This window comes from Candidatus Abawacabacteria bacterium (genome assembly GCA_016207805.1).
Taxonomy (GTDB): domain Bacteria; phylum Patescibacteriota; class Gracilibacteria; order RBG-16-42-10; family RBG-16-42-10; genus JACQZO01.
In genome coordinates, this window is sequence record JACQZO010000022.1 from 20,344 (window position 1) to 47,300 (window position 26,957).

Genomic DNA, 26,957 nt, shown 5'->3' on the forward strand with positions numbered 1-26,957 from the left:
TAAGATGACAGGAATGAAAAGGTTTCCAAGGCATGCCGCCTGGAAACCTTTTTTCATTTACTCTCTTAGCTCTCAGCTCTGCGCTCTTAGCTCTACTACTGCATTCCTCCCGGTGGCTGATGTTGATGGTCTAGGTTGACGAAGAGAACCTGTTCTTTTTTGAAGCCTAGTTCTACTTTTCCTGTGGGACCGGCACGATGTTTGGCGATAATAATGTCTGCTGTTCCTGGCTTTGTGGATGCTTCAGGGTTGTAGACATCGTCACGGTAAATGAAGAGGACGATATCAGCATCTTGTTCGATGGATCCAGAGTCGCGCAGATCAGATAATTGGGGTATTTTTTCGGTTCTTCCTTCTACGGCACGAGAAAGTTGAGATAAGGCGATGATGGGAATTTGTAATTCTCTGGCCAAAAGTTTTAGTGAACGGGAAATCTCTGAGATCTTTTGTACTTGATTATTATTCATAGCTACACTGCTACCATTCATCAACTGTAAGTAATCAATGATTAGTAAATCTAGACCAAATTCCTGTTGTAAACGACGTGCTTTAGTACGTAAGTCGATAACACTACAGTCAGGAGCGTCATCGATAAAAATATTAATATTGTTGAGCTCTTGCATCACCACACCAATATTTTGCAAATCTTGATCAGTCAATTGGCCGGTACGTAATTTCCAAGAATCCAAGGCCATAATAGAACAGAACATGCGCTCAACTAATTGATCTTTAGACATTTCTAGTGAGAATATACCGACACTCTTTTTGCCATGACGAGCAACATTTTCCGCTATATTCAAAGCAAAAGAAGTTTTTCCCATAGCGGGACGAGCGGCCAAGATCACGAGATCTGATGATTGCAGACCTGAGAGCATTTTGTCTAAATCATGAAAGCCGGTGCGAATACCTCGAAAAGCGATACCGTGCTCTTCTTTTTGAGCATGGAGCTCAGCAATACGTTCATAAGATTGATCCAGAACATCTTTGATATGGACAAATTTACTTTTTACAAAAGTTTGCGATACACCAAAAAGAGTCTTTTCTGCTTGCTCTAATACTTCTCTGGTGTCGGTTTTTTCGTCGTAGCCCAAGGCAGAGATTTGCTGGCCAGCAATGATTAACTTTCTTAAGGTGGATTTTTGCTTAACTATTTGAGCATAGTGATAGACATGACTAGCCGTAGGTACTACTTGGGTTAGCTCAATCAGATAGTCACTACCACCGATGCCTTCCAATTGATTCTTTTCTTCTAAAATATTCGATACAGTCAAGACATCGATTGGTTGATAGCGTTGGAAAAGGTCCAAGATCGCACGATAAATCTCACCATGGCGCTCTTCATAGAAATCATCCACGCCAATAAAATCAGAAACTTGAATAAAAGCTTCTTTATCGATTAATAGTGAGCCAAGTACGCATTGCTCAGCTTCATGACTTTGAGGGGGCAAAAATTCACTCATAGATGCTACAAATACTAGGCAGTAGTTGTTTGTCCACCAAAAATGGCTTGTACTTTGGTAAGGATTTCAGCTGCCTGGGGTTGATCTTCCTTCACTTTCAATTCCACGTCAAGACTTTCACCAATATTGGTAGCGATCAATTCTCGCACAATTTGAATACCGGCATTGGTATTCACTTTGGCCAGTTCAAAATTAGAATTGATATAAATTACAAAGCGGCCATTTTCTTTGACAATGTCACTATTGCGCAGGGCTAAACGTAAGGTAGGGGATAAACTTTTGGTGGCGAATTGCCATTTTGATTGGAGGGTACTGTCTACAACCAAGCTTACAGAATTCTGAATTCTGAATTCTGAATTCTGAGTTGGGTGAGTATTTATGGCTTGAGGAGCTTGAACACCTGTCACACTTTCTTTGTCGGTCGTCTCCTCATTCGTAATTCGTATGGATTCGACTAGCTCACCACCGGATTCGTAATTCGTAATTCCCTCTAGGCTCAAATATGCCAGTTCTAGTGCTAATATTGGTAAAGGAGAAATATTCAACTTCTTTTCACAATCTAACAAAGCTTCCAAGGCTTTAATGTACCAAGCTCTTGCAGCTTGATTGTTAATGTCTTGATGCATAGCGTCTCTAATATAAAGCAGAGCTTGTTTAACGAATTGATCGACTAAGATACCTTGTTCATAAAGTTCGCGCAGGTAGGCTAGTTTGGTAGTAGCATCAGCGGTCTGCCATAAAGCGACAAATTTTTCTATTACTTCGGTATGAACAAAACCTAGTTGATTGATAACGTGCTGAGTGGAAACTTTTTTAGCTAAAACACATTGCTCTAAAAGAGTAAGAGCATCTCTGAGGCCGCCTTCACTAGCTTGAGCAATCATTTTTAAGGCCTGATCTTCAGCCTCAATATGTTCTGCTGCAATCACTCTTTTCAGCAATTCAATAATTTTATCTTCACTTAGTGGCTTGAGGGTGAAATTTTGGGTGCGAGAGACAATAGTGGCGGGTACTTTGTGTCTTTCTGTAGTGGCCAAAATAAAATGGACATGAGCTGGTGGTTCTTCCAAAGTCTTTAGCAGGGCATTAAATGCTTCTTTGGTAAGCATATGCACTTCATCAATAATGTAAACCTTTTTGATCCCTTGCAGGGGCATAAAATGAACTTTGTCTTTGAGTTCTCTAATATCGTCAATGCTGCGATTGGAAGCAGCATCAATTTCAATAATGTCAGGAAAAGAGCCATCTTTAATGGCTAGGCAATTGGCGCATGTGGTACAGGCCTCACCATTGGCATTGAGATTGGTGCAGTTTACTCCTTTGGCCAACAACCTAGCGATGGTAGTTTTCCCGGTGCCTCGAGGGCCACAAAGTAAATATGCATGACTGACACTTTTTTCTTTTAAGGCTTGCAATACTGTTTCAGCCACAGCTTCTTGACCAATTAAATGGGCAAAATTATCTGGTCGATATTTACGGTAGAAGACAGTGTGGCCCATGGAATTACAAATTACGGATTACAAATTACGAATGAGGGGGAAGGATTAAGGAGTAGGTGGTTGTTTGTCTAATGTGATATTTACTAATTTGTCGGCTTCGGTATTTTTTTCTCGGCGGATATGATCAAAAGTTACTGTTTGCTCAAAGGTCAGGGCATGAATTGTTTCTATTAACGGTTTTAGATGAGCGGCTTTCACTTTGTAGCGGCCATTTAATTGCTCAATGAGTAATTGACTATCAGCGTAGCAATGAATGGTGTGACCTAATCCCCAGGTGTTTTTGATATGGCGCAGGCCCTCAACACAAGCAGTATATTCAGCCACATTATTGGTAGTGTGACCTAGATAACCACTGCCTTGTGCTATCAGGTTTCGATTTTGATAAATCACAAATCCCCAGGCAGCTGGTCCTGGATTGCCTCGGGCACCACCGTCAGTATAAAGAGCAAAAATCATGCGAAAAGTATTCTCTCTTACTGTGTATACTGATGCTGATTAAAAATCGCAATGACTTTCTCTCGACGAAACAGGGAAACGATTTTTCACTGCAATCGAATCTTGATTTATCCTTTTCTATAGAGCTTTTTGACGAGAAATGTCGTGTTTTTTAGTAAGCTCCAGCATGATCGTTGCCACCCCGAGTGCTACCATCTTTTCTCTTGGTCACAGCATTGCTTAGAGTACCTTGAGGAATGTTATTGGCTGGTATACTGGTCCAAGTAAAGCTAGGGATAGAAAACGTTCTGGTGGTTTTAACATTACTGCTAGCTGATAGAGTGAAATTTAAACCGCTTGCATTGGTAAATTGCGGTTGTACAGTGTTGATACTATTGTCATTCTTGATCTGGGTTTCGCTACAAGTGGGGTGATTATTTTGGCAAGCTTCTAGCCCTAAGGATAAATCACTTGGTCCATTCCAAATAATATTGCCTTTGATTTGTAAATTGTCATCAGTGACCGCAGTACGAGGACCTTGGCTACTAGTAGGATTATTTCGCGGTTCATAAATAGCAAAGTGCTGCCATTGGCTTTGATAACCTGCAGGGTTATACAAAATATTATTGTAAATATAGACATTTTTATTGCCAATAAATACTTCTTCAGAGAGACTTCCCCAACCACCAGCCGCCAAAGTTCTATTGCAACCAGCTGTTTCTCCATCACAAGTGTGGCCGCCAAATACTACCTCGATACCATGACTGCGAGAGCCGACACGATAGAGTGTGTTGTAGGCCAGCAAAATATTGAAGCCACCATTGACTCCTAAACCAGCACCTTCAGTGTCATGAATAACATTGTTGTAAACTTTAATATCATACGCCTCATAATGCACCCAAGGCGGTGTCATATACTCAATTCCAGTACCTTGGCCAGCCGTAAAGCCTCCGGTGCCACAATCGTAGAATTCATTTCCTTCTACTACGAAATAAGCCGAACCACCTTTGGTATAAGCACACCAATCTTCAGCATCATGTACTTTATTGCCAGAGATGTGGCCATATTGCACAGCCACTAGGTCTATTGCATTATCATGAGCACCAGAAATGTCGTTGTTCTCTAAATAAACATGTTGAGATTGATTGATCTTAACCGCTTCTTGGGGACCACGGTTTCTGCCTTCGATGATTGAGTCCCTTAATAATAGATAATCACATTTTTCACAGTGAAATAAATCGCCACCATTGCCGACTGTTTTGATACCAAGTACATACACATACTTGCTATTGAAAATATTTAACGGTGGGACAAGGCGTTTTTCACTGGTAGCGGATTGAATAATAATAGGGAATTGGCCAGTGCCAATCCGATTTTCTAGCCAAATTGCATCAGTATTGTTGTCATCGGAGAGTACATTGATGCGATACCCAGTAATACTTAATGCTCTCCCTTCAGGTATCTCGCGCCAGGCGCCAGCAATAGTTGCTTTTGGCTGATTACGAGAGCCATCATTTTCATTATTGCCATTACGACTGTCTACCCAGAGATCTTGTACTGTAGGTGTACCAATATTGTATCGGGCTGAAGTAGTGGTGGAGCTAGGTACCGATGGTACTACTATCGTGGGTGTCGGGCTGGATGTTGCCGTGCTGGTAGGGCTTGATGAGGAACTTGGGGGATTGGTTACGTCTGGATGTGCAGTGATATATTCAGAAAGCCTGACAATAATTTTGCTCATTTCTGCTCGGGTCAAGTTGTCATGTGGTCGAAAATTGCCACTGCTATTAATTAAATTCATGCTAGCTGCAGTGCTAACATAAGGTGCATACCAGCTGTTTGTCGGTATATCACTAAAAGCTGAACCATTGCCTGAAACGGAAATGCGATAGACACCTAGCAATATTTTTAGTGCCTCGGCTCTAGTGACATAATTCTCCGGATAAAACACTTTTCCTTGCTGGCAGCTGGCAGTGTGACCTTGGACAGCGCCACGAGCAAAAAGAGTTTGAATGAAAATATTTGCCCAGTGAGAGATAGCAACATCGCAAAAAGTATTGTTTGCTGGTGCTATATTGAGAACATGCTGATATTCAGCCGCCTTAGTAGCCATCTTGGCCAACTCTGCTCTAGTGATGTAGCGATGAGGAAAAAAGTTTGGATTAGTGGCGATAATGCCAGCACCAACTAATTGTTGAGTGTAAGGATAAAACCAATCATTATTAGTAACATCTTGATAATTAGCTTGAGCAAACGGTGTAAAATTTACAGCTACAATGCCAATTAAAAATGCTGATACGATCTTGGGCCAAGAGCGATAGACATTCATGAGCATGGGTAAATACATAAACTTTATAACAAAGTTTACCACTACCATCAAAAAGAATGGCTTGCTTTATTTGCTCTCTTTGACACGTTCTACGAATTCGCCAGTTTCCGTATTTACTTTGATGAGCTCGCCTTCTTCGATATAAAGGGGCACACTAATATTGAGGCCAGTTTCTAGCTTTGCTTTTTTACTACCACCAGTAGCTGTGTCTCCTCGAACACCGGGGGGAGTTTCGGTAACGCGTAAAGTCACTTTTGCTGGTACTTGCAGGATTACTGGTCTGCCTTTGAAATACATCACATCTACATCATGCCCTTCTAAGAGATAATAGATATTATCTCCCAATTGTTCTTTGTTCATTTCAAACTGTTCGAAATTTTCTTGATCCATAAAAGAAAATGTATCGCCTTCTCGATATAAAAATTGGGTGCGACGATTTTCCATGTTTGCTTCTTCGAGATTGTCAGATGGTTGGAATGTCTTGTGAAGCGTGCGTCCGGTAATGAGATTTTTAAGAATACATTTTACCGTCGCCTTTCTTTGCTGCATACGCATGAATTCATAATCAGCGACTATCCAAGGTTCATTGTCGATAATAATTTTGGTGCCTTTTCGTAGTTCGGTATATTGCATAAATACTTTCAAGTTACAGGCGCAGGGTAGCAAAACCTATGGAAATTACAAATTACGTATTACGAATTACGAATGGGTGTTATCTGATTGGTTGAGTGGTGGGAGAATAATAGTAGTAGGTGGGGCGGAAATTGTTGTTTAGTCTTGTGGGTGAAGGACTTGGTGAGGTTGAACTGGTTGGACTGGGTGTTGGGGATGGGGTTTTGTCTTGAGATGTTGGCGCAGTGGTTGTAGTTGCTGTGGGGGATGGAGAGCTTGTTACTGTGCTAGGTGTTTGGCTAGGGGTAGGGGAAGAAGTAGGCTCTCGATTGCGTAATTGCTCAATATGATTTTTGATAAACGCCTTTAGTTCAGCTAGGGTTTTTATTTGCTGAATATATTCATTGAGTTTCACATCTTGTAATATAGCAGCTGCTTCTTCAGCGGTAGCATGTTTTTGCTCAATCAGTTCATTTAGGATGCCCTTTAGGGCCGCTAGGGGACTAAAGTCAATGCTGTCATTTTGGAAAATAGGCTTGGTACTGTTTACTACATCTAAGGCTGTTTTATTGAAAAAGCGGTTTTTATTATCTCGTAAAAAGTATTTGGGCATTGGTCTATTCGCATCATTCCCGATCATTTGGCTCATAGCCTGATCTTTGAGGATATTATCTTTGAACCAAGCACTGGAAGTTTTTTGTTCGTCCATTTTTTCGCTGCGCATGGGTTGCATAGTGTCAGTCTTTACTGAGGCAAAGTGGCCAGAATTTACTTGTACCCAAGTTTGATCATTTTTTCTCATCACATCTACTTGTGATTCATTGACGCCTACCCAAGACTGTTGAGCTGTTTCCACTGACACATTGAAAGTAGTTCCCCTGACGGTAGCAACCAAGGTAGGGGTTTCTATTTGATATTGCCGTTTACGATCCAAAAAAGGAGTTACTCGTGACCAACTGCTGCCAGTTGATTGCTCAATAAAAACTTTGCTTTCAGTGGCTGAAGAAGCCATTGCTACGATAGTAATTTTGGTATTGGCGGCCAAGCGAAGTACATCATTGTCAGGAAAGATGAGCATACCGACGGAATTTTCTTGAGTAGTAATTTGATCACCCACTATTACCTCATGTTCATCAGAGACTAGCGCTTTATTACTGGCGCTAAGTAGTTCCGCTTTGCCTTTTTCTACCAACAATAATGCCTTTACATCGCTGCTGACAGGAGTGGGTTGGTTTTGAATAGGAGTAGCAGTGGGCGCAGGCGGTATAGATCGATTGCTGGGGGGCCTAGAAATATATATTCCTGTGCCAACAGCAATTAACAGCACAATAAGTATGAGGAACCAAATACGAAACCGTGACATAAATATGAAGAGGTTACTTACTTTCCATGACAATTACTCCTGAGAAACCTTTTGCTTTTTGAGGATGAGCCAGAAAATCCTGACAGCGCTCAATGAAGACTTCTACTACAGCATCTTCAGGTCTTTCTGCTTGCCAAGAACGAAATTTTAGCATGGCATTGTCAAATTGACCATCACGGTAGCAGTGTAATCCTTCTTCGAAAAGACGCAATGCTGCTTTTAGTGATGCATCAGCTTTAGTGCTCTCTTCTAGGACATCAAATAATCTCAATGGTTCATTGCGGCCTTTTACTTTCACAAGATCAAGTTCCCGACACAAAAACTCGTGTTCTACTAATAATTTGGTAGATTCAGGAAACAAAATATCAGCTCGCCAGTACTTTGTTAGTCCCTCAATTCGTGAAGCAGTGTTTACATTGTCACCAATTACCGTGTAGTCAAAACGCAAGCGCGAGCCCATATTGCCTACAGCCATCGGACCACTATTAAGGCCAATGCCGATCTTCAACTTGCCCAGCTTGGGCCAATTTCTCAAAATACTCTCACCTCTTTCTTTCATCATTTTCTGCATTTGCCAAGCAGTGCGTACTCCTCGAACCGCATGATCTGCTTGAGGTAGAGGTGCTCCCCAAAAGGCCATAATAGCGTCGCCAATATATTTATCCAGGACACCATCTTGGGCTAATACTATTTCAGTCATCATGTCCAGGTATTCATTCAAAAATTGTACTACCTCTTGGGGGGACATCTGTTCTGAAATAGAAGTAAAGCTACGAATATCAGAAAAAAGTACGGTCATTTCACGCTTATCACCGCCCAAGACAGCGCGACTAGGATTTTTGATCAATTCATGCACGACAGATTTATTTACATATAATTCAAAGTGTTTCTTCAATTGCTCACGTTCTTTTTCGATCAGCAATGTTTTCAAAATAGAACTGGCTATGGTAGCTATGAGCCAAGTAAAATAAAGGTAAAAGAGTGGTGCTAACCAATACTGCTGTACTAACAAGAAGGGTAACAAAGTGATTATTACCAATAAACTGATATTGATTGGCCAATCTAGGCTAGCAGGTAAGAATAATTTGGCAGCAAAGATAATTAAGACTAGGCAAAAGATGAGGGTTAAGGTGATTAATGGGGGGATTTCATTAAATGACTTATTGGCCAGTATGGCATCTATGTAAAGGGCATGAAGATAGACTCCAGGTGTGGTATTGGCTTGATAAGGCAAAAGCACTTCATCATGCAAAGTGGCAGCAGTGCTACCGATCAAAACAATTTTGTCACGAAATATTTCAACCGGGACTTTTCCTTCCAATACATCAACAAAAGACACAGCTGGATATTGTGCCATGTTGGTGATTGGTAAATAAGCAGTGGCGGTCGGTATCTCAGGTTTTTTTGCCATATCACTGTGTTGTGCTACTGCATCAGCAAAGCTGGGGACGGGGATGTTGTTAAGCGAAAGCTGAGGCGAAAAATGACGAATAATTAAATCTTGATCAGGAAAAACATTAATAAAGCCAGTAGTGACATTGGGACCGAGTAGCTCTGGCAGAGGTGCGCTGTGGGATAAAGCACTATTATTGCTGATTTGGTGCAATTCTTCTGGTAAGACAATAGGAGTGGAAATGTCTTTTAGGCTTTGACTTAGGGCCAGATCGTGATCGAGATGGGACGACTTTTCAAAAAATGCAACATCATAACCGATAACTTTTGGTTTTGCCTGATCTAATAGTTTGATCAAGCTGGCATGGTAACTTCGGGGCCAAGGAAATACACCTAATTTTTCTAAACTCTTGTCATCAATTTTAACAATGAAGATGGTCTGGCTAGTTTTGTCTGCAGTGAGCAGAAAACTATCTTGAAACTTTTGAGCCACAGAAAAAAAGAACTGGCCTTGGAAAGTGAAGGTTACCAAGACAATGGTGAGAACAACAGTCGCCAGGATCCAATGCCACTGCTTACGGATATGATGCCAGCGCATGTGAATCATAAATAAGATTTAGCGTTAGCGATATCTTAACAGAAGAAAAGCTAAAATCTAGAAGCTAGAAGCTAAAATCTAAAATCGAGAATAGAGAGTGGATGTTGGAAATTTGATTTGTAATCTGTATGGGTTTGACTATAGTTCATCACAAGACTTGATGCTTGTAATTTTCTTCTATGTTTTTAAATCTTAAAGAAATCCTGACCCCTGCTTACAACCAAAAGTTTGCTGTACTGGCATGTAATATTCGTCATCCAATAATTATGGCGGCCTGTTTGGACGCTGCCTTTGCTGTCCAGTCACCAATTATTTTAGAGATTGCTGAAAGTGAACAAGAATACTGCGCCTGGTCACCGGAAGAGATTGTTCCTCAAGTCCAGCTAATACTAGAGCAGTATCAAAAGCTGTATGGTTATACCGTTCCAGTAGGACTTCATTTGGATCATGTCCAAAAAGATGAAGCACTTATTGAGCGGGCATTACAAGCCGGCTTTCGTTCAGCATTGCTTGATTTATCACGTTTCAACGACGAAGAAAACTATCGTCGTTGTTTGCTAATGAAGGAAAAAATGCGGTCATACCAGGCTAGTTTGGAAATGGAACAAGGCGCTATTGGTTTTGCCAAAGATTTACCAGCTGAAGACGTAACGGTAGAAAGTTTATATACAACTGTGGAAAAAGCGGTGTTGGCAGTAGAGACGGTTCAACCAGACGCTTTAGCAATTGCCGTTGGTAATGGCCATGGTTTATACAAAGAAACGCCACATATTGGTTTTGCCCGCATTCAGATGATAGCGGATGCACTGCACCAATACAGAACTCCTTTAGTATTACATGGTGGTAGTGGCTTGTCTTTGGACATCTTCGCTCAAGCGGTCGCTGTCGGTATCAATAAAGTTAATTATGCGACAGAGCTAAGCCTGATCTTGTTTTCGCATTTACCGCAAGATTTACAAATTGCCATGGAAGAGGCGGCAAAAATAGCCGGTACTGAATGGCGTAAAATGATTGGTAGATACAAAAGCGAAATAGCTGCTGTAGAACAAAATAGTCTACGGATATGTCACCAGGACTTGAAAGAACATGTCATAGCATTGCTTACTAAAGGCTTGGGATCAGCATATCAGGCCAAGCTATATCAATAAGTTTGGCATTTGTCCTGCTTACATCTACAATATAAGCGTTAATTTATTGTATGGCTGTAGCGAAAAAAAAGGCAAAGAAAACTTCGGCAAAAAAGACTGCAGCTCCTAAAAAAGCTAAGTCACAGAAAAAATTGGCTAAAAAAAGCAAGCTTACTATTACTGAACAAGTAGAAAAAGTACTGGATACTGTGCGTCCTTACCTTATTTCCGATGGTGGGAATATTGAATTACTGGGGGTGGATGAAAAGAATGGTGTGGTGACGGTACATTTGGTAGGAGCTTGTGCCTCTTGTCCTAGCTCGCAAGTGACCCTTTATTCAGGTGTGGAACAAACTTTAAAAGAGCAGGTACCAGGCATTGTTGCCCTAGTGGCTGTTTGATCGAGAAGTCTATGGTGTATTTAGATTACGCAAGTGCCACTCCAGTAGATCCGCAAGTTCTAGAGGTGATGCTGCCCTACTTTTCTCACTACTTTGCCAACCCCTCTAGTTTGTATAGCGCAGGAAAAACAGTTCGTGAAGCCGTGGAGCGAGCACGTTCTCAAGTAGCAGCAGCTATAGGCGCTAGTGCTGAGGAAATTGTATTTACTTCAGGTGGTACCGAGGCAAATAATTTGGCGGTATTGGGTACAGCTAGGACAAAAGAAAAAGAGACTAAACATTTGGTGGTATCAGCGATAGAACATGATTCACTACTGCGATCTTGTCGGGCACTGGTAAGTGAAGGTTGGCAATTGTCGTATATTCCCATACTAAAAAGTGGTTTGATAGATTTGTCGGCTCTGGAAAAAATGGTAACCAGCCCGGCAGCTCTTTATTCTGTTATGTTAGCTAATAGCGAAATAGGAACTATTCAGCCATTAGCAGAGATTGTGACTTGGGCAAAAAAAACGGGGGCTTATGTGCATAGCGATGCTTGCCAGGCTTTGGGGTATGTGCCAATCAATGTGAAGACTTTGTCTATTGATCTTTTAAGTCTCAATAGTGTGAAAGTATATGGTCCGAAAGGTGTTGGTGCCTTGTATGTCCGTAAAGGTATTCAGCTTCAGCCATTGGTATGGGGTGGAAAACAAGAATACGGGCTAAGAGCGGGCACGGAAAACGTCCCTGGGATAGTTGGCTTTGGTAAGGCCTGCGAAATGGCCGTTGCTACTATTGATGAAGAAGTACAAAGGATAACTGACCTAAGAGATTGGTTACTTAATGAATTGCTCAAAATTTCTGGTGCTAGGCTCAATGGGGATCGGACTAGTCGGTTAGCCAATAATATCAATATTAGTTTTACCGGAATTGAGTCAGAGGCTTTAGTGTTTTATTTAGATCAGGCTGGTGTCTGCGTATCAGCTGCATCTACTTGTACTCAAGCGAGTATGTCCTCTAGTCATGTGCTAATTGCATTAGGTCTTGATGAACAGCAAAGGCAGGGAAGTGTGCGTCTTACCTTGGGAAGACAGACTACTTGGGAGGAAGTGGAAAAAGTAGTGCCGATTATTTCGGCCGTAGTAGAGAAGTTGCGTTTTTAGTGACTTTTTCTAGGTATTAAAACTAAACATAGCTAAACCTTTCTTGATAATGAAGGTGAGCGCGGATATTAGTCTTGACAGTGTTTCTACCGTGGCATATAGTGCCCATGGAGTTTTGTTATGGCGGATGATCTCCAAAAATTCTGCGCAAAATTTTCCTACATCTTTTTAGAAAAGTATGTAGGTGTAGAATATATAAGGAATCAGCGGCTGTACAAACTTCTTTTTTATTCCCTGGGATTTTCTGACACGCTGGACAATAGACAGTCGTTCTATTGTGAATTTTTATTGTTGTTAATGGTGTATTACAACGAAAACAGCTTTTTCCTTTTCTACCGTATGCTTGGAGATATTCAAAATTGTTGCCTTTTTTGCCATCGGCATCGATAAAGTGAGCAAAGGTTGTGCCGCGTAATGTGATCGCTTTATTTAAGATGTACCGGATGGAGTTCAGTAATCTTTTGGCTATAGAAGCTGTGATGCTTTTGCTCACTGTTAGCGGGTTTATGTAGGCATGGAAACAGATTTCGTCGGCATAGATATTGCCAATACCGGCAATGTTTTTTTGATTTAATAAAAAGCTTTTTATCGTTGCGTTACTTCGTTGCAGTTGTTGATAGAAACTTTTATCTAATTGCTCCTGCCATGGTTCGGGGCCTAAGTTTCTGATACCAGGCAAGGCTTCAAGCTCTATCCCTGTGGCGAATACTATCCGACCAAATTTGCGCATATCCTCAAAGTGTAATGAGCTATTGGTAAATGCCAAGATAGCTCGAATAAACTTTTTATTGGTGGCTTTTTCTAATAGCCTACCAGTCATTCTTAAATGAATAGTTAAAAAATGATCGTCACCCATTAAGATGATGTATTTACCTCTGCGCACAATATTTTTTATGATGAAAGGCTCAAAAGGGTTTTTATATACTACGGTGGCCGAGTTTAGTGCTTGGATAGCTGTTAATTGTTGATCAATCAATTTTGGGCGCAGGGTTTGCACCACTGTCTCTACTTCAGGTAATTCTGGCATATTTGCCAATTCTTTAAAATATTGTACAATGATATGAAGTGCTAATTAAAAACTAACATAAAAAAGTTCTATGAAAAAGTGGCTTTCTCTGATGATGGTTGTTTTAACCTCAATCACTGCAATACCAATTGGTCAGGCAGAGTCTTCGATAGTAGTAGAAGGGCCTGTGGAACCAGTGTATGGATTCCAATTTTCTCATACGGACTTTGAGCTTTATATAGGTCATGACGCTGAATATACCTTTCAGTTAGGTGTGACTAATACTGGTACAGTTCCTTGGTATACTGATGGTACTGGTGGCGCTCCGCTACGTTTGGCTACTGTCCGTCCTAGAGATCAAGAAATAAGCATGTTTTATCCCATGCTGAATAATGAGAATTGGGTTACACCCAATCGCATTCGCTCTCTTGAGGCAAAGGTGGTCGATGCTCAAGCATCAGCTGCTTTTACTTTCACTATCAAAGCACCAACTCAACCAGGTAAATATCTTTTTGCGGTGGCACCCGTGATCGAGGGTGTGATGTTTTTACCCGGAAATCCATTATTGGTAAGTGTTATTGTAGATGATGATGCTACTTTGACGGAACAGTTCAAGGTGGCGACAAAAAAACAAATCTTAATTGATCGCTCTAGTCAAAAGATGCATCAAAAAGTAGGTGGTGATGATATTAATGTATTTATCGTTTCCACTGGTAAGCCCGGTATGGATACACCAGCTGGTACATACTATGTAGATCATAAAAATGATGTGCGATATTCGTCTGCTTATAATATGTACATGGATAATTGGATGGGGCTTCGTCATGAACGATATGGTTTCCGTGGTTACGGTATTCACAAATTGCCATATTGGAAATTGAGATCAGGCCGTCTCTATGAAGGTGAATCACATCTTGGTAGAAGAGTAAGTCATGGTTGTGTTCGTTTAGGCTATACAGAATCAAAGACTGTCTATGATTGGGCAGAAGTGGGAACGGTAGTACAGGTAATATAAAGAGCTAAGAGCTAAATGCTAAGAGCTAAGATGGGGCTCAACTCTCTTAGCTCTCAGCTCTTCGCTCTTAGCTCTCGTTTTGTTACACTCCTTTTGTTCCAAAGCTAACTTCTATGTCATTAGCAGTAAATAAAAAGGCTCGATTTGAGTATGAAATTTTAGAAACTTTTCAGGCTGGTATTAAACTTTCGGGCCCAGAAGTGAAGTCTGTTCGTGCCCAGAATATACAGCTTAATGGCGCTTATATTTTCTTCCAATCAGGTAGGCCTATGCTTTTGAATGCTCATATCAGTCACTACAAGCCAGCATATCACAGCAATGCTATAGCTGATCGTTCCCGTGAACTCTTGCTGAAGAAAAAGGAAATCGATTATCTGCAAAGCAAAATCTTTACTGACAAACTTACCTGTATTCCTTTATCGGTCTATTTGAAAAATAATTTGATTAAAGTAGAAATAGCCTTGGCTAGGGGAAAGAAGTTGCACGATAAGAGGCGATCAATTAAAGAAAGGGAAACAGATCGGATTGCCGCTAGAGCTATGAAATGAGAGAAGCGCTCGAAAATTACGGATTACGAATTACGAATTACAAATGGTGGAGACGGGAGTAGAGATTACAATCTCTATTCAATTCTGGCTTCCTTTAGCCATCGTGTTGAATAACATGGAAAAGTGCAGTTGGGAGAAGAAGTGATCTTGGATATTATAAATAGCAAAGAACTAAGCGTGTTCCAGGATAAGTGCTTACTAGAGAACAGGATAAGATAGAATCTTTACTTAATTACTGTCCTTGTGTCTCTGGTTCATCACCTTGTAATCTCACAGTAGCTCCTAAACCCTGCAAATCTTCTTGCCGTAAAAAGAGAAACCATCTGCTCTGAAAGTCGTCTACTAGGTGGTGTAGTGCAGGTAGCTGAAGCATTTGAGTTACAGCTGCTCCGCCACATGTTGCCTGGTCTCCTTCTCCTTCAAACAGAATCAGTGCTATGGCTGCACGAAAGCGTTTTTGATCTTCATCCGGAAGACTGTCAGCATATCTCTCTAAGATCCCTCTGGTATACATAATTAACAATTAAGTTTTTATTGTACTCTTAACAATATCCATTCTGGACAATCATGTTGATAGCGTCCTCCTTGAGCTGAGACACATGCATTAACAGCGATATCAGTCACTGCACTAGTAACGCTAGCAATAGTAATTCGATGAATTGCGCGTCCATTTCCATCACTAGTTATGGTAGTTGTTGAGGGACGAGCCAGTTCTTGAAAGCCCCCACTTACTCTACGCAGAGGAGTAAGCTTGACAACAGTTGCTGTTCCGGGCTGATCTGTTGTTACAACAACCTCGATAGCATTGGTAGTTCCTCGTACTGTATTTGCATCAAATTCAACACAATTGGGCTGGTTCACATCAGGATTACATGCTCCTACAGCAGCCATTATAGCTGGTAACAATAAGGAGCGTAGTGATGGTGAAATGGTTTCTGCTGATCTATGCATTCTATCCATAAAGATAATCTTAATTTATTAATTATGTTTAACGCAGCATACGCCCAAATTAAATTGCACACCAAAGAACGGTAATATATGACTAATTACAACTCATGTCAATTTGTAAAGAAGGGAGGGATTGGAAAGGGGCGGCTGCTTTTTACTATTTGTCTTATTATCTTGAAAATATTACATTGGCCTTAGCTTAATGTTCTCCTATGTTGAGAAAAGGTATCGATTGTATTGGGGTTTGTTTGGTTTACTTTTGTCATGATGGCAATGGCAATTTGCTCTTTATGAAGCGCAGTCAAAATGCTCGGGATGAGCAAGGTACTTGGGATGTGGGCGGTGGGGCTCTGGAACTTTTTAATACCGTGGAAGAAAGACTGAAGCTGGAAATTCAAGAAGAATATATGACCGATGTTTTGGAATATGAATTCCTAGGCTATCGAGATGTTCATCGAGTTTTGGACAATGGTCAGGAAACTCATTGGGTAGCTTTAGATTTTTTAGTCAGAGTAGAACCGGGAATGGTACAAATTGGCGAGCCGCATAAGTTTGATGCTATGGGTTGGTTTACCTTGGCATCTCTTCCTCAACCACTACATTCGCAATTGCCCTTCCAAATTAGTCTCTATGAGGAGCGTTTGGCTAGAGCTTTGAAGCAAAATATCTGAACGCAATAGTTTTGACTACCGGCTTTATCTTGGAAAGCTGTGCTGTGGTACTGGCTGAACCTCAACCAATGCTACCTAATGGATCTAAATTAGCTTAATACTTTGGCGTAAAGACTTTACTTCACCATGCGCTTTTTTGAGATGTAACATCTTTTCTTTGGCTCTTTTGGAGCGTTTTTGTTTTTGCTTTCTTAATTTGAATATTTTCTGAGCCAATGCTGAAGCTGAGCCCTTTTTTTGTTGCTCAACTTTCAAAATTAATAGTTTATAGGCGGAGAGCCGATTTTTGGATTGCTCTCGGTGCTTTTGACAACGCACTTCAATGCTAGTAGGGATATGTTTTAGTAAAACACAACTAGATGTTTTGTTAATTTTCTGTCCTCCTTTACCGCTGCCTCGAATAAATTGTTCGCCAATGTCCTGGCTAAAGATATGTAAAGCTTGAGCTTTTTCTAGTAAATGCGGTGATAATTCTACCGGGAAATTAGCCATAGCCTGAGTGAAGTTCACAATAATTTTAAAGAGAAAGTGCTTAGATAGCCAGTCGCAATAAATTTTGCTAAATTGCGGGCAATCATAACTGTATTGCATGCTGCTAAATGAGCTTTCTCAAAAGTTTGGAGTAGATCTCAGTAAAATTGATCCTCTAGCACAGCTCAGGGCAATTATGGCCTGGTATCCTAATAAGAAATTATATAACAGAGTATCTACTAAATCAGGTAAGAGTATTATTTCTGTGTATCATGAAAAAGCGATTTGTCCGGTATATAGTCATGAAGAGTGGTATGCCGATGATTGGGAGTCACCTAGCTTAGCTATTGATCTCAACAAATCATTCTTTGCTCAGTTTCGTAAACTGCAGCAGATCGCTCCAGTAGTTGGTTTGCTTTCTAGCATGCAGGAGAATGCAGAATATTGTCAGGATTCAGAAGGCTTGAAGAACTGTTATTTAGTATTCGATGCGCTGAATTGTCAGGACGTGTATTATTCAGCGCGGATTTATAATTCACGTGACTGTGTTGATGTCTATTGGGTGATGGATAGTGAGCTTTTGTATGATTGTGTCTATATGTTTAATTGTTATAACGCTCGTTATTCTTTTAATTGTCACAACGTCTCAGACTCAGCTTTTCTCTTCAATTGTCGCAATGTAAAGCACGCTTTCATGTGTTCTGGGCTAAGAAACAAGGAGTATTGTATTTATAATAAGCAGGTGACTAAGGAAGAATATGAAGCTTTTGTAAAAGAGATAAAATGGTCTGATTATCAGACTATTGTGGAATTGAAAAAGAAGTTTATTAGTGAAGTGATCCCCACGAGTGTGATACCACCAGCATTTTTAGATAATTGTGACAATGTTGAAGGCAATTACCTCAAAAATACTGCGAATGCCCTGAATGCCTTTGAGAGTTTTGATCTAAAAGATATTTATAATGTATTTCAATGTGCCAAGGGACATGATATTGCTGGCGCTTATATGTGTAATGATAGGGTGGAAAAGTGTTTCCAATGTGTCGCTACTGGTATAGCTGTGTATGAGGTGCGTAATTGTGCTTTTGTCTGGCATAGCTCTTATATGGAATATTGTTATCTCTGTCTTAATTGTCAAAATTGTTTTGGTTGTATTGGACTCAGAAATAAGCAGTATCATATTTTTAATAAGCCTTATCCTAAAGAGGAATATGAAAAAAGGGTGACTGAATTAAAAGAAAAAATGAAAGAACGGGGCGAATATGATCAATTTTTCCCGCTGGAGATGAGTCCGTTCCCTTATGAAGATACTATCGCTTCTGATTTATTCGACAATAAAGATAATGCGGTTTTTGCAGCTGAATATGTTCATATCGGTCAATCTATTACTGTTGACCCTGCTGCAGTGCAAATATGTACTGTTTCCGGCAAAAGTTTTCGTTATATCACTCAAGAGCTGCAGTTCTATACTAAGCATGCCATTCCCTTGCCAAGAATTAGTCCTGCTCTGCGTTATCGGGCCCGGATGCAGATAATGGATACCAGCTTTTTGCCCCAGACAATTACTCTGGACAATGGCCAAGAAGTGGCCACCTACTTTGCTCATCCGCAGCAAAAGAAGATTGTTAGCAAAGAAGACTATGAAAAGTTAATTCATTGAAAGTAGGTGCCATGCGATATATTTCTTAACAGCATTGTATGGTAAAGAATTGTCTGCATTGTCAAAAAGATTTCGAGATTACTGCAGTCGATAGAGCATTTTTGCAGCAAATTGCACCTACTATTGCCGGTAAGCTGTACCCTATTCCTGATCCTAATCTCTGTCCTCCTTGTCGAGAAAGGCGACGGTTTTCTTTTCGTAATGATCGGGTGCTTTACTTACGCAAGAGCTCTTTATCAGGGAAAGTCATGCTTTCTATTTATTCACCGGATAAAGTTTATCAAGTCTATGATCACGATGAATGGTGGGGAAATGGCTGGGACGCCTTACAATTTGGCAAAGAATTTGATTTCACGCGACCTTTTTTTGAACAATTCGCTGAGTTACAAAAGGCCGTACCGAGAATGAATCTTTATGTCGATAGTTCTTGTGAAAATTGTAATTATAGTAATCAATTAGTTTCGTCAAAAAACTGCTATTTAATCTTTTCAGGCGCTAGTGATGAAGATTGTTATTATGGCTACCGCTTGATGAAGTCGAAGAATTGTGTGGACTGTTTTATGACAGTGAATAGTGAATTATGTTATCAGTGTGTAGATGCTACCGATTGCTACAATTGTGCCTTTTCTCAAAACATCGTGCATTGTCGTGACTCACGTTTTCTTTTTGATTGTCAAAACTGTGACAATTGTCTTTTTTCGGTGAATTTACGTAATAAATCTTATTGTATTTTTAATAAGCAATATTCAAAAGAAGACTTTGCTCAAGAAAAAGCAAAGTGGCAATTTGGTTCTTATGCTGCCCTGCAAAAGATGCAAGCGGATTTTGCCAGCGTTGTTCGAGGTGCACCTCATTTGTTTGCTCATCTTAAGCAAGTGGAAAATGTCACTGGTGACAATGTTCACAATGCTAAAGATTGTACTAGTGTTTTCAATGGCTCAAATTTAGATCATGTGAGCTACACTCGCTTTGTCCAAGATGCTCAGAATTGTATGGATGTAAATTTTGGTTGTGATCAGACGATTTTAAATTATGAAGTGTGCACGACAGGAGTGAATGCCTACAATATACTTTTCTGTCTCGATACCTGGCCCAATGTAAGTAATCTTTTATATTGCGACAGTTGTGCCAATGGTACTAAGGATTGTTTTGGCTGTATTGGGCTAAAGGGTAAGCAGTATTGTATTTTGAATAAGCAATATACTAAAGAACAATACGAGTTGTTGGTGGCCAAGATTATCGAACATATGATTAAGGAGGGAGAATGGGGCGAGTTTTTCCCACCGAAGTTTGCTCCTGTGGGCTACAATGAAAGTTTGGCGGCAGATTATTATCCACTGACTGAAGCTGAAGCCAAAAAGGTGGATTTCGTCTGGTCCCATTATCAAGCACCCGAAGCTGCTGCTACTAAGGAAATTTCTGCCCAAGAGTTGCCAGATGAAATCACTGCTGTCGATGATACTATTCTCCAGACCGCGATCCGTTGTGAAAGCTCAGGTCAATTATTCCGAATCACCAAACAAGAACTAGCTTTTTATCGTCAGAATAATTTTCCGCTACCAAGAAAACATCCTACTGTGCGGCATTTAGCTCGATTGGACCTGCGAGGAGAGAAACATTTGTTAACAAGAGAATGTGCCCAATGTGGCCAAGTGGTAAAGACTGTTTATACGGACAATCAGGCGCTACAAGTATATTGTGAAAATTGCTATTTAGCTCAAGTCTATTAATTTATTACTCAGCTTTAAATTCGTCACTGATAGCATAGATCTTTGATAGTTTCTTACTAATCCGATTTTTGCGAACATACTTTGCTGAATTTGTGTCTAGCCAGTACTTGCTATTCCTTATCTATATGCGGTAAAATTATAGGAAGTCAGTAAAAAGACAAAAATAAAGTTTGTATGAGTAAGAAAAAAAAGAAAAAGCTCCATAATTATGCTCGGGTAAGAGCAGATCTCAATGCTGTGCCGGAAGTAATGAAACAACTGGAGGATGAACATGTTTCCTTTGGTCAAAAGTTGGCTGAGAATTTAGCTCAATTTGTTGGTAGTTGGCGATTTATTATCTTTCAGAGTTCAATATTTTGTATTTGGATAGTGCTTAATTTAATTGGGTGGATACAACATTGGGATCCATATCCATTCATTTTGTTGAATCTGTTTTTGTCTTTCCAGGCAGCATATTGTGGTCCAGTCATCATGATGGCGCAGAATAGGCAAGAGGCCAAAGATCGTTTACGTTCAGAGCTAGATTTCCAAGTGAATATTGCTGCAGAGCAAGAGATAAAAAAGTTACTCAGTAGTTTTGATACTGCCCGTTTAGCGCACATGGCGAGAGTGGATAATCAATTGAAAGAATTGTTGAAGTTGCTTAAGGGAAGAAGATAATTACAAATTACGAATTACAAATGGGGTGAAGACCCCGAAGAAGAAGATTTTTTACCTTTTCATCCCGACCTTGTGGAGGGACCCTGCCGTTTCTGGTCTCAATAAATAATGTTGTCTGGGGCACAAAATGAGCCATTGTCTTTGCTTGAGCATTGATGACATGTAAAACAATATACTGCACGGTCCTTCCATTCCGCTGCGCTTCAGTCAGGATGCATTGGGAGCGAACTGGCTAAAAAATTGAAACTGGCTATAATTTCAGAGCGTATTTAATTTTGTTCTATGAAATCAAAGCATCCTGTGCAAAAAGCTTTTTCTGTCGCTGCTTTTGCTTCTCTTGCTCTCAATTTGACCGCTTGTGCTACTGATACTACTTTGCCTCAAGCGACTGTAGTTCCCAGTGTGACATCTACCCCAATTAGTACTACTCCAGTGCCGACAGTGATGACTACGCCTACCGCCATAGTAACACCTACAGCTCAAAACACTTCTAGTACTTATAAAGATGGTACATATTCAGTACAAGGCACTTATATTTCTCCTGGGGGGCCAGAAAGTATTGCTGTGAAACTTACTGTACAAAAGGGAGTGGTAACTGATGCTGAAGTAATTCCTGCAGCAGTGTTACCTATGTCTCAGCGTTTCCAAGGAGAATTTGTTTCTGGCTATAAACAATTAGTGATTGGTAAAAGTATTGATGAACTGAATTTGGGTAGAGTTTCAGGCTCTTCTCTTACGCCCAAAGGTTTCAATGATGCTGTAGCTAAAATTAAAGCTCAGGCGAGATCATAAGTGTCTACTATGTGGACTTTTACGGCCTTGGGGACACGATGGCAAATAGAATGTTATCAGTCGCTCAAATCAATTACTGAGGAGCAGCTTTTGCAGAAGGTGAAGCGACGCGTGCGCTTGTTTGAAGATACTTATTCACGTTTTAAATCAGAATCTCTCATAGGTAAAATGGCCCAGAGAAGTGGTAGATTTGTATTAGGTGAGGACGCTAAAGTGCTTTTTGATTTGTATCAGGCCCTATATCAGCACACTGATGGAGCTTTTACTCCTCTGATTGGTGAAGCTTTGGTTAGCGCTGGCTATGATCAAGATTATTCTTTACAGCCTACTCAAATGTATCCAGTGCGTCTTTGGCAGGATGTTATTGATTATCAGTTTCCTGAAGTAACTATCACAGTGCCAGTACAGTTAGATTTCGGTGCTGCTGGTAAAGGATATTTAGTGGATATTGTGGCGAAAGTTATTGAAGAGGCAGGTATAGCAAGTTTTTTTATTGATGCTGGTGGCGATATTTATTATCGGAATATGAATGGTGTTTCTTTGTCCATTGGTTTGGAACATCCCCAAAACTCAACTCAGGCTATTGGTGTAGTGCCAATTCTCAACCAGAGCATATGTGGCTCAGCAGGGAATAGAAGGACTTGGGGTAATTGGCATCATATTATTAATCCTCATACTTTAGCTTCGCCAGAGCATATTTTAGCTACTTGGGTAATCGCGGATAAAACTATTATCGCCGATGCTTTGGCTACCTGTTTGTTTTTTGTTCCTCCAGAAAAACTGGTAGAATCGTATCAATTTGACTATCTAATTATGTATGCTGATCATACGATAAAAAAATCAACTCAGTTTGGAGCAGAGGTTTTTATTCAAAATTAATACTTTATGATATTTGTCGACAGATTGCTCAATAGCATCACCATGTACCGCGTAGTACTTTATAGTCTTACCCTGCTCACTGGCATTGCTTTCCTTTTGAGCTTCTTAGGCTATTTTCTCCAGCTTGATTGGCTCAGCCTACCTTACTCGCCGGGAGAAATGTTGCTTTCTTTATTCGCGCTGACGATTTTTGTTGGGGGAAGTAATTACCTTTTCTCATGGTTATTTAAAGTACCTAGAAACTTTGAATCAGGAGCGATTACTTTGTTAATTCTCTTTTTTATTTTAGCCCCATCAACTAATTACTTTGATCTATTCTCAGTAGCATTAGCTGGCACAGTAGCAATGGCGGCGAAATATCTTTTAGTGATAAAAAATAAGCATATATTTAATCCCGCTGCCCTTGGTTTGGTGGTAATTGGTTTAATTGGTAGTAGCTCAGCAGTCTGGTGGGTGGGCAGTGCTGTTTTGTTACCTTTTGTCACAATTCTTGGTTTGCTCGTTGTGCGAAAAGTGAGGCGCTTTGCTATGTTTGCCACTTTTTTTGTAGTCAGTTTTGTTAGTTTAACTATGGTGGGCTTGGTTGCTGGTATGCCCTTAGCTGATTTGGCCATACAAATACTAGCATCGTGGCCTATTATTTTCTTTGGAACGATTATGCTTACTGAGCCTCTGACTACACCACCAACTAGACGGCTACAAATAATCTATGCAGTTATTGTTGGTCTGCTTTTTGCTTCCCAATTTCATATCGGATCATTTTATATCACCCCAGAATGGGCGTTGGTGCTAGGTAACATATTTTCTTATCTAGTCAGTCCTAAGCAGCGAGTACTGCTTTATTTCAAGAATAAAACGCAATTGGCACCTAGTATTTATGATCTAGTTTTTGTCCCTGAAGAGAAGATTATGTATCAACCAGGTCAATATATGGAGTGGACTATTTCCCCAGCACATGCTGATGGCCGAGGTAATAGAAGATACTTTACTTTAGCTTCCGCACCTACTGAAGCAGAGATTCATTTGGGTATAAAAGTAAATCCTGAAGGAAGTAGTTTCAAAAAAGATTTACAAAATATGTCAGCTGGAGAGACCATTATCGTTTCTCAGCTCGCTGGTGAATTTACTATGCCGGCTGACCGCAATAAGAAATTGCTATTTATTGCTGGTGGTATTGGAATCACTCCATTTCGCAGCATGATTAAGTACTTATTGGATAACGACCAGAAGCGTGATGTTGTCTTGTTGTATGCTTGCAGTAATGAAGCTGATTTTGTGTACCAAGATATTTTTAGCCAAGCAGAAAAGGCATTAGGAATAAAGACACACTGTATATTATCAGAGGTACCTAGTTCGGCCTGGCCTGGCAAAGTAGGTCACATCAATAAACGAATGCTAGATGAGCTGGTTCCGGATTTTAAAGAAAGGCTGATATATATTTCTGGTCCTGGAGGAATGGTCGATGCCTACCGAAAACTGTTTAAATCGTTAGGAGCAAAGAAGCGACAAATCAAGACAGACTATTTTCCAGGATTTTGAGTGAAGGCAGAAGTCAGATGGCAGAGGGCAGAAGTGAGGGGAAAGGAGCTAGGTAATGAGTTTGGTTTTTACAGTATTTACGCTTGTGACTAATAATTTGATCATTTGTTCAGTACTTTCTATTATTTGTTTGCAATCAATCTTAGTTAAGTTCGTTTCGTCTAATAATTGTAACCAGTACTCGGTCTTACGTGCTTCTTTTAATGCTATTTCTAGTTTATTGAGAAAGTCTCTTTTGCTTTGAGCTGAATGCGATTCGCTAATATTGGCACCAACACTTGTACCACTGCGTAACAGTTGTTTAGCAATTACATACTCTTTTTGCTGCAATAGTTTCTGATAAAAGTAAATAATTTCCACCGCCAAGGCGAAGCTACGCTTTTTTAGAAAGTTGTGCTTCATAATGCTTCAAGTTAACTGTACTTAATAATAGTGACACTTTTATTTTCAGGAAGCCCCAAAAAGTTAAGTTCCATGACAACTTAATGAACTTTTAACACTTCTGCCTTCTGCCCTCTGCCTCCTGGCTTCTGACTTCATTCGGTGAGTGGACTAAATTGCCTTTCGGGACTTTACTATTTTCAGTAATTCTCAATATGCGGTCGCTGCTTTTGGTTGATTTTGATGGCACTCTTTGTTTTGATCGCTTTTGGCGTAGTGTTTCTCCTGAGGTCATGGCCCAAATTCAAAGTTTACTTTTTTCTGCTAATAGAGATTTGATTAGAAATTGGATGCGAGGCCAATATTCCTCAGAGCAAGTGAATCGCTTTATCGCTGATACAACGGGTGTTGCTTATGATGATTTGTGGGAAATGTTTGTACGCGACTGCGAAAATATGAGTGTGTCACCAAAAGCGCTTGCTCAAGTAGCACTGTTACGTGAGCGATTTCATACTGTGTTGTTAACGGATAATATGGATTGCTTTACACGATTCACTGTGCCGAAGTTACAATTAAACGCTTATTTTGATCACATTCTTAATTCTGCCGATCATGGCAAAATGAAAAGTGATAATGATGGCGAATTGTTTGCCAAATTAGCGAAAAAAATAGGGGTTTCTATTGATCAAACATGGCTTGTCGATAATTCTGTTTCCGCTTGCGAGCATATCACCAAACAGGGGGGGCGAGCATGTTTAGTAACTTCTGAACAAACATGCGAATATTGGCTAGATTCCTTGCTTTTGTGCTAGTAAAGCAATAGCACTATTCACAGCTTTAGCTAGATCTTCCCATACCAGCTTTTTATCTATTGAGATCATTAATCCAAAACCACCTTTGCGGCTTTTAACGACAAACATAAGCTCACTGCCAGCCTCAGCTACTGTGACACTATCAATGGCTTCAATCGCTAAGCGTTTACTGGTGGCACTGCCACTTAATCCTGATACTTCCAACACTAGACCATCGAAGCTGGCCATTTTGCCACCATCATGTACTTGTAAATGCATAAGTTTTTTTAGTAACTGTATTCTAACCGATCAAAAAGTATTCTGCATTTATTTACAATTCCTGTCGGCAAGAGTTAAATGATTCGTGGTATTTCAAAATCTTTGCTATGAAAAATTCCCTTGGCCCACTTTTATTGGGAATAATCTTTTTGAGTAATACTTTTGCTCAATCGCTTGAAGCTGCTAGTTTTAATGACGTTCCAGCTACCGATCCTGATATTGCTGCCTACAATTTTGTTAGCGATCAAGGAATTATGACTGGTGCCGAAGATGGCAAATTTCATCCTGAACTGGGTCTTACTCGTTGTGAACTAGTAAAAATAGCTTTGTTGGCGTCGAATGCTAGATTGAATACGGACTCTTCTGCTTCATTTCCTGACATTACAGCTACTCACTGGTGTCATCGTTATGCTAAAACTGCTTTAAGCTTGCGCATTATTAGTGGTTATCCTGATGGTAAGTTTCGACCCAATCAAAAGGTGACGCAAATTGAGGCTCTGAAGATTTTGATCAATAGTGCCAACGCTATTTTGCCTCAGGTAACAAGTATTCGTTATAGCGACGTGGCTATAAGTGATTGGTGGGCGCCTTATATTCAATATGCTCAAGATACTATTTTTAGTGCTCAACCTCTGTATATTCGTGAAAGCCGCAACTATGGCATCAATCGTGAAATGTATCGTGCTGAAACTGCTTACATTGTATGGAAGTTATTTGCTCAGTCTGTGGGGACTACTATGTTGCAATATCAAAATACTGATTTGGCTATTGCTCTCAATTATCCTCAAGGTTGGCAGGTATCACGGAGTCCATATGAAACCACAGCTATTATGATCGAATTTATCAGTCCTCAGTCTATTCAAAGAGCCAACAATCTAGAGCCTCATCAAATGGAGTGCTATACCTGCGGTCCTGATTTCGTTGCTTCTTATTATGCTTCTTTTGCTGAATTCAAAGAAAGTTTTAATAGCGTCTCTTCAGCTACTTCAGTGCGCGGTGTGCTTGAGAGTATTGAAAGTATGAGCGTGATCGGTGAACGAGCATTGTCAGGTAGTAATGGTAGTGTGAGTGCTCTTGAGGTGATTCAGGATGTTGCTTTTCCAATGTACACTCTGTTTGCCGAAAAGAATGGCCATGTATATATCTTTACTTTTGCTTATGCTGAAAACAGAGCTGATCTGAATATTTTGGAAAGCCAAATTCTAGACTCAATCAGATTTCTTTAAGTC

At 40.2% G+C, this 26,957-nt stretch carries 27 protein-coding genes; 14 read left to right on the forward strand and 13 right to left on the reverse strand.

Features of this window, described 5'->3' with window-relative positions:
- Nucleotides 1-95: 95 nt before the first annotated feature.
- The 7 genes from dnaB to HY817_04825 form a co-directional block, all read right to left on the reverse strand.
- Nucleotides 96-1,460 carry a replicative DNA helicase gene (gene dnaB, locus HY817_04795; protein MBI4836548.1) on the reverse strand — a complete coding sequence of 455 codons (1,365 nt, stop codon included), beginning with the start codon at nt 1,458-1,460 and terminating at the stop codon, nt 96-98.
- Nucleotides 1,461-1,474: 14 nt separating this feature from the next.
- The gene (gene dnaX, locus HY817_04800; protein ID MBI4836549.1) at nt 1,475-2,959 is read right to left on the reverse strand and encodes a DNA polymerase III subunit gamma/tau; all 1,485 of its coding nucleotides are present in this window, start codon (nt 2,957-2,959) and stop codon (nt 1,475-1,477) included.
- A 45-nt stretch (nt 2,960-3,004) separates the two neighbouring features.
- Nucleotides 3,005-3,415, reverse strand: coding sequence for a ribonuclease HI family protein (locus HY817_04805; GenBank protein ID MBI4836550.1), 411 nt, complete (start codon nt 3,413-3,415; stop codon nt 3,005-3,007).
- A 151-nt stretch (nt 3,416-3,566) separates the two neighbouring features.
- Complete coding sequence (locus HY817_04810; GenBank protein ID MBI4836551.1) at nt 3,567-5,741, reverse strand: S-layer homology domain-containing protein; 2,175 nt, start codon at nt 5,739-5,741, stop codon at nt 3,567-3,569.
- 48 nt (nt 5,742-5,789) lie between these two features.
- Nucleotides 5,790-6,356, reverse strand: coding sequence for an elongation factor P (efp, locus tag HY817_04815; protein MBI4836552.1), 567 nt, complete (start codon nt 6,354-6,356; stop codon nt 5,790-5,792).
- A 79-nt stretch (nt 6,357-6,435) separates the two neighbouring features.
- Nucleotides 6,436-7,698 (reverse strand): FecR domain-containing protein, encoded by a 1,263-nt coding sequence (locus HY817_04820; protein ID MBI4836553.1) that lies wholly within the window; start codon nt 7,696-7,698, stop codon nt 6,436-6,438.
- A gap of 13 nt (nt 7,699-7,711) precedes the next feature.
- Nucleotides 7,712-9,697 (reverse strand): adenylate/guanylate cyclase domain-containing protein, encoded by a 1,986-nt coding sequence (locus HY817_04825; protein ID MBI4836554.1) that lies wholly within the window; start codon nt 9,695-9,697, stop codon nt 7,712-7,714.
- 170 nt (nt 9,698-9,867) lie between these two features.
- Here HY817_04825 and HY817_04830 point away from each other — a divergent pair, with 170 nt between their 5' ends.
- From HY817_04830 to HY817_04840, 3 genes are read left to right on the forward strand one after another with little or no spacing between them, the layout of a single operon-like run.
- On the forward strand, nt 9,868-10,836 hold the full coding sequence (locus HY817_04830) for a class II fructose-bisphosphate aldolase (GenBank protein MBI4836555.1): 969 nt from the start codon (nt 9,868-9,870) through the stop codon (nt 10,834-10,836).
- Nucleotides 10,837-10,886: 50 nt separating this feature from the next.
- Nucleotides 10,887-11,216: a NifU family protein gene (locus HY817_04835; protein ID MBI4836556.1), complete on the forward strand. Its 330-nt coding sequence runs from the start codon at nt 10,887-10,889 to the stop codon at nt 11,214-11,216.
- Between the two features lie 11 nt (nt 11,217-11,227).
- The gene (locus tag HY817_04840; protein MBI4836557.1) at nt 11,228-12,358 is read left to right on the forward strand and encodes a cysteine desulfurase; all 1,131 of its coding nucleotides are present in this window, start codon (nt 11,228-11,230) and stop codon (nt 12,356-12,358) included.
- A 118-nt stretch (nt 12,359-12,476) separates the two neighbouring features.
- Here HY817_04840 and mutM read toward each other — a convergent pair whose 3' ends face one another.
- On the reverse strand, nt 12,477-13,385 hold the full coding sequence (gene mutM, locus HY817_04845; protein MBI4836558.1) for a bifunctional DNA-formamidopyrimidine glycosylase/DNA-(apurinic or apyrimidinic site) lyase: 909 nt from the start codon (nt 13,383-13,385) through the stop codon (nt 12,477-12,479).
- Nucleotides 13,386-13,455: 70 nt separating this feature from the next.
- Between mutM and HY817_04850 the strand changes: the two genes are divergently transcribed.
- Both HY817_04850 and smpB read left to right on the forward strand, forming a co-directional pair.
- The gene (locus HY817_04850; protein ID MBI4836559.1) at nt 13,456-14,379 is read left to right on the forward strand and encodes a L,D-transpeptidase; all 924 of its coding nucleotides are present in this window, start codon (nt 13,456-13,458) and stop codon (nt 14,377-14,379) included.
- A gap of 113 nt (nt 14,380-14,492) precedes the next feature.
- Entirely contained in the window at nt 14,493-14,927 is a 435-nt protein-coding gene (gene smpB, locus HY817_04855; GenBank protein MBI4836560.1) for an SsrA-binding protein SmpB, read from the forward strand.
- 232 nt (nt 14,928-15,159) lie between these two features.
- On the opposite strand, the gene HY817_04860 is transcribed toward smpB, so the two are convergent.
- Nucleotides 15,160-15,441, reverse strand: a complete 282-nt coding sequence (locus tag HY817_04860; GenBank protein ID MBI4836561.1) for a hypothetical protein — start codon at nt 15,439-15,441, stop codon at nt 15,160-15,162.
- A 17-nt stretch (nt 15,442-15,458) separates the two neighbouring features.
- Nucleotides 15,459-15,887 carry a hypothetical protein gene (locus tag HY817_04865; protein ID MBI4836562.1) on the reverse strand — a complete coding sequence of 143 codons (429 nt, stop codon included), beginning with the start codon at nt 15,885-15,887 and terminating at the stop codon, nt 15,459-15,461.
- 200 nt (nt 15,888-16,087) lie between these two features.
- On the opposite strand from HY817_04865, the gene HY817_04870 reads away from it, so the two are divergent.
- Nucleotides 16,088-16,546, forward strand: coding sequence for an NUDIX domain-containing protein (locus HY817_04870; protein MBI4836563.1), 459 nt, complete (start codon nt 16,088-16,090; stop codon nt 16,544-16,546).
- A gap of 84 nt (nt 16,547-16,630) precedes the next feature.
- On the opposite strand, the gene HY817_04875 is transcribed toward HY817_04870, so the two are convergent.
- On the reverse strand, nt 16,631-17,038 hold the full coding sequence (locus HY817_04875) for a peptide chain release factor-like protein (protein MBI4836564.1): 408 nt from the start codon (nt 17,036-17,038) through the stop codon (nt 16,631-16,633).
- 97 nt (nt 17,039-17,135) lie between these two features.
- Here HY817_04875 and HY817_04880 point away from each other — a divergent pair, with 97 nt between their 5' ends.
- From HY817_04880 to HY817_04905, 6 genes are all read left to right on the forward strand, one after another.
- The gene (locus HY817_04880; protein ID MBI4836565.1) at nt 17,136-18,677 is read left to right on the forward strand and encodes a hypothetical protein; all 1,542 of its coding nucleotides are present in this window, start codon (nt 17,136-17,138) and stop codon (nt 18,675-18,677) included.
- Between the two features lie 38 nt (nt 18,678-18,715).
- On the forward strand, nt 18,716-20,407 hold the full coding sequence (locus HY817_04885; GenBank protein MBI4836566.1) for a hypothetical protein: 1,692 nt from the start codon (nt 18,716-18,718) through the stop codon (nt 20,405-20,407).
- 174 nt (nt 20,408-20,581) lie between these two features.
- On the forward strand, nt 20,582-21,067 hold the full coding sequence (locus tag HY817_04890; protein ID MBI4836567.1) for a DUF1003 domain-containing protein: 486 nt from the start codon (nt 20,582-20,584) through the stop codon (nt 21,065-21,067).
- Nucleotides 21,068-21,349: 282 nt separating this feature from the next.
- Nucleotides 21,350-21,859 carry an FMN-binding protein gene (locus HY817_04895; GenBank protein MBI4836568.1) on the forward strand — a complete coding sequence of 170 codons (510 nt, stop codon included), beginning with the start codon at nt 21,350-21,352 and terminating at the stop codon, nt 21,857-21,859.
- Between the two features lie 9 nt (nt 21,860-21,868).
- Entirely contained in the window at nt 21,869-22,738 is an 870-nt protein-coding gene (locus HY817_04900; protein ID MBI4836569.1) for an FAD:protein FMN transferase, read from the forward strand.
- 6 nt (nt 22,739-22,744) lie between these two features.
- Entirely contained in the window at nt 22,745-24,277 is a 1,533-nt protein-coding gene (locus HY817_04905) for an oxidoreductase (GenBank protein ID MBI4836570.1), read from the forward strand.
- A 48-nt stretch (nt 24,278-24,325) separates the two neighbouring features.
- On the opposite strand, the gene HY817_04910 is transcribed toward HY817_04905, so the two are convergent.
- Nucleotides 24,326-24,679 (reverse strand): four helix bundle protein, encoded by a 354-nt coding sequence (locus HY817_04910; GenBank protein MBI4836571.1) that lies wholly within the window; start codon nt 24,677-24,679, stop codon nt 24,326-24,328.
- A gap of 194 nt (nt 24,680-24,873) precedes the next feature.
- Between HY817_04910 and HY817_04915 the strand changes: the two genes are divergently transcribed.
- A complete protein-coding gene (locus HY817_04915) occupies nt 24,874-25,470 on the forward strand; it encodes an HAD family hydrolase (GenBank protein MBI4836572.1) in 597 nt (198 codons plus the stop codon).
- Here the strand turns inward: HY817_04915 and HY817_04920 are convergent.
- Nucleotides 25,447-25,728 (reverse strand): hypothetical protein, encoded by a 282-nt coding sequence (locus HY817_04920; GenBank protein MBI4836573.1) that lies wholly within the window; start codon nt 25,726-25,728, stop codon nt 25,447-25,449. The two genes, HY817_04915 and HY817_04920, sit on opposite strands and share 24 nt — an antisense overlap.
- A 107-nt stretch (nt 25,729-25,835) precedes the next feature.
- On the opposite strand from HY817_04920, the gene HY817_04925 reads away from it, so the two are divergent.
- Entirely contained in the window at nt 25,836-26,954 is a 1,119-nt protein-coding gene (locus HY817_04925) for an S-layer homology domain-containing protein (protein MBI4836574.1), read from the forward strand.
- Nucleotides 26,955-26,957 lie beyond the last annotated feature (3 nt).